The organism is Planktotalea sp., assembly GCF_049680325.1.
In the GTDB taxonomy this organism is placed as follows: Bacteria; Pseudomonadota; Alphaproteobacteria; order Rhodobacterales; family Rhodobacteraceae; genus Planktotalea.
Window position 1 is genome coordinate 1 of sequence record NZ_JBAUHO010000026.1, and the last position, 3735, is coordinate 3735.

4 protein-coding genes are annotated in these 3735 nt (G+C 55.8%); 1 reads left to right on the plus strand and 3 read right to left on the minus strand.

Going from position 1 to position 3735, the window contains the following annotated elements; all coding sequences use genetic code 11:
- Nucleotides 1–43 precede the first annotated feature (43 nt).
- Nucleotides 44–502, plus strand: a complete 459-nt coding sequence (locus WBC85_RS01425; RefSeq protein WP_424432904.1) for a GatB/YqeY domain-containing protein — start codon at nucleotides 44–46, stop codon at nucleotides 500–502.
- On the opposite strand, the gene WBC85_RS01430 is transcribed toward WBC85_RS01425, so the two are convergent.
- From WBC85_RS01430 to ctaD, 3 genes are all read right to left on the minus strand, one after another.
- Nucleotides 477–1412 (minus strand): hypothetical protein, encoded by a 936-nt coding sequence (locus WBC85_RS01430; RefSeq protein ID WP_424432902.1) that lies wholly within the window; start codon nucleotides 1410–1412, stop codon nucleotides 477–479. The genes WBC85_RS01425 and WBC85_RS01430 overlap by 26 nt on opposite strands.
- Nucleotides 1413–1428: 16 nt before the next feature.
- Nucleotides 1429–1917, minus strand: coding sequence for a DUF2244 domain-containing protein (locus tag WBC85_RS01435; protein WP_424432903.1), 489 nt, complete (start codon nucleotides 1915–1917; stop codon nucleotides 1429–1431).
- Nucleotides 1918–2023: 106 nt separating this feature from the next.
- Entirely contained in the window at nucleotides 2024–3697 is a 1674-nt protein-coding gene (gene ctaD, locus WBC85_RS01440; RefSeq protein ID WP_424432905.1) for a cytochrome c oxidase subunit I, read from the minus strand.
- Nucleotides 3698–3735: the final 38 nt, after the last annotated feature.

Sequence of the window (3735 nt, forward strand, 5' to 3'; positions counted from 1 at the left end):
GTCCAAGGCTCTCACCAGCCAGGGGATGGGTTTGGAAAACGTTATGCGAGATAAAATCAGCGCAGCACTAAAGCAAGCAATGCGTGACAAGGCGGCTGACCGCCTTTCGACGCTTCGTTTGGTTAACGCAGCTATCAAGGATCGCGATATTGATGCGCGCGCCGAGGGGCGGGACGAAGGCGTCGGCGAGGACGAAGTTCTTGGCATCCTTGGCAAAATGGCCAAGCAACGCCTTGAAAGCGCACGCGCCTATGAAGAAGGCGGGCGGATTGATCTGGCAGAGCGCGAGCGCTCGGAGATCAAAGTGATCGAAGAATTCCTGCCGCGCCAGCTTGAAGATGACGAAGTTGTCGAGGCTGTGAATGAGGCCATCGCAGAGGTTGGTGCAGAATCAATTCGCGATATGGGCAAGGTGATGGGGATTCTAAAATCCAAATACACCGGCCAGATGGATTTCGGTGCTGTCGGGCCTGTCGTTAAGACGCGTCTGTGCGCGGGTTAATCAGGGTTTCTGATCCCGGGAAAGCCTTTATCAGTTCTGCGAGCTGATCTGGGTTACTAACAGCAAAGCGTTCTACAAAGCGCTGTTTAAAGCCGCCGCGACCCCGGCGGCTTTCGAAGTTTTCACCATGATTGATAATGTAGAGTGCGCGCGGTGTCTGACTGTGGTGCAGCCGATAACCTGCGAGTTCCGCGAGGTAGGGGTAGAGCCTGTGTTCGTGCTCGCTTAGCGCTGCGAAAAAGCCGGCCTCCGCTTCGGGTGCAGAGCCGACGGGTAGGGCCATGCAGCTGCCGCAAAACTTCCAGAACGGTTTTTGCCCTAGCGCGCCAAGGCTGCGATCCCGGGTTAGGCCGACGCGGCCGCTTGCAGCATTTACGATGTAGCCTGCACAGACCAGCATGCCATGCGTCGGCTTTTTGTGTAGTGTTTGAACGAAATCACGGTGCAGCAGATCATCGCCGTCAAGCGGCATGAAGAAACCGGATTGCGGGCTATCTTTCAGGCAATGACGGGTGAGCGTTTGTAGTTTGGCGACCTTGTCGTGGCCTTCAACGGGCGTGTCAAACGGCAGGTGTGTTATACGTGGATCCAGCGCAACAGCGTCAGGGCAGGTTTGCGAGCAGATCACGGCGCGCCAATTCGGATCGCTTTGGGCAATCAGCCCTTTGAGCGTGCGTGCCAGGGTGGCTTCGATGATGGACCAGTCGCTGACCTGATGCGCCCCGACGAGCGGAATGGCAAAGGTTGTGACAGGGGCGGGCGCGCCAGCTTTCTGACAAGAACGCAGTGCGAGTGCGGCCGCTTCGGCTTTGCTCATCGCAAGCTTGCGCAGCACCGATGCGCCGCCGAAGCGGGCAACCTGCCGGATAAGCGCGCGGCGTAGCTTTGCGAGCTGGGCTTGTTCATGCATATGCGGGGTGCCTGTCTTAGAAAGGAGCGCGCAAATTGGCGCTGAGCTCACCGTAAAGGGTGATGCGTTCCTCTTCGCTTAAAAACGCTCCGATTTCAACGTCTCGTCCGTTGCCGGTGAGGGTGATGTAGTTTGGCACGGGGCCATCTGTCGGGTGAAGACTGACCTTTACCCAGTAAGTGTTGCATTCCCAATGTTGATCCGGCGCGCGCGGGTTGATGCGATCAAGGCGGGTGCGTTCTGTTGTCAGGGTAAGTGTCTCGAGGATTCGTCTGTCTTTGTAAGAGCGTGTCAGCGCGTACCAGATGCCGAAGACCGCCATCAGCAGGAAAGGCAGCAGCGCCCAGAGCAATTTGGTGCCAAGTAAACCAAAGAGGGGCAGGGTAATCATTGTGAAGGTCGCAAGCACAAAGGCTGCCATGCCCTTCGGGGGCAATGACTGGTGAGGCCAGAGCGTGAGCGTGCGAGGGCCATCAGGCGATGTATTGGACCATTGATAGGGCATAGTGCGTTTGGCTTGGGGACTCGTTTGGGAATTGCATGGTACTCAAAAATAAAGCCCCGACGGGATGCGTCGGGGCTTTGTCTGTTCTTAGGTTAAACGCCGACGCTTAATGCGCTGGTGTTTTGTCCCAATCTTCCTGCTTTGCAAGAATTTCGAAAGTATGCTCCGGGGGTGGGCACGGCAGTGTCCACTCCAGCGTGTCCGCATATTCGTTCCATGGGTTGTTCTCTGTCACCTTTGCGCCCGCGCGCAGGGAGTAGAGGATAACGACAATGAAGAAGACGAAAGATGCGAAGGACAGGAACGCGCCCCATGAGGAGACATAGTTCCAGTAAGCAAATGCTTCAGGATAATCGATGTAACGACGTGGCATGCCCTGACGACCCAAGAAGTGCTGTGGGAAGAAGGTCAGGTTTGCACCGATGAACATCGCCCAGAAGTGCAGCTTGCCTGCCCATTCAGGGTACATGCGGCCAGACATCTTGGGGAAGTAGAAGTAGATGCCCGCGAAGATCGCGAAGACCGCTCCAAGGCTCATCACGTAGTGGAAGTGCGCAACGACGTAGTAGGTGTCGTGGTATGCACGGTCCACAGCTGCTTGGGACAGAACGATGCCTGTCACGCCGCCGACGGTGAAGAGGAACAAGAAGCCAAACGCCCAAAGCATAGGTGTTTTGAATTCGATTGAGCCGCCCCACATTGTGGCGATCCAAGAGAAGACCTTAACACCGGTTGGAACCGCAATGACCATTGTCGCCAGCATGAAGTAGGACTGCTGCGTCAGGGACATACCAACCGTGTACATGTGGTGCGCCCAAACGACGAACCCGAGTGCACCAATCGCGATGATCGCCCAAACCATTGGCAGGTAACCAAAGACCGGTTTGCGAGAGAATGTCGCGATGACATGGCTGATGATACCGAAGCCCGGAAGAATAATGATGTAAACTTCTGGGTGGCCGAAGAACCAGAGAATGTGCTGGTAAAGGATCGGATCGCCGCCGCCTGCTGGATCAAAGAAGGTTGTTCCAAAGTTACGGTCCGTCAGCAACATGGTGATCGCGCCCGCCAGAACCGGCAAGGACAGAAGGATAAGCCATGATGTCACAAAGATCGACCATGAGAACAGTGGCACTTTGAACAGGGTCATGCCCGGTGTGCGCATGTTCAGGAAGGTGGTAATCATGTTGATCGCGCCAAGGATCGAGCTGGCACCGGAAACGTGCACCGCGAAGATCGCGAGGTCCATGGACATGCCGCCTTCACGAACGGAGAGCGGTGGGTATAGAACCCAGCCCACACCGGAGCCAAGCTGGTCGTTGCCGCCCGGCGCCAGAACGGAGCAAACCGCCAGCGTCGTACCTGCAACATACATCCAGTAGGACAGGTTGTTCATCCGTGGGAACGCCATGTCAGGCGCGCCGATTTGCAATGGCATGAAGTAGTTACCAAAACCGCCGAAGAGCGCAGGAATCACAACGAAGAACATCATCAAGATGCCGTGGCCTGTGATTAGAACGTTCCAGAGGTGGCCGTTTGGCGTACATTCGCTGGCAGCATCCGCAAACATGCGCGCGCCTTCAAGGCACATATACTGAACGCCAGGCTCCATAAGCTCCAAGCGCATGTAAACTGTGAAGGCAACGGAGATGAAGCCAACGATCGCTGCGGTAAAGAGATAAAGGATACCGATATCTTTGTGGTTGGTGGACATGAACCAGCGGGTAAAGAATCCGCGATTGTCTTCGTGTTCATGGCCATGAATGGCTGCGTCTGCCATGCGTGCCTCCTGCTGATGTGTTTGAAAGACGCAAAAAG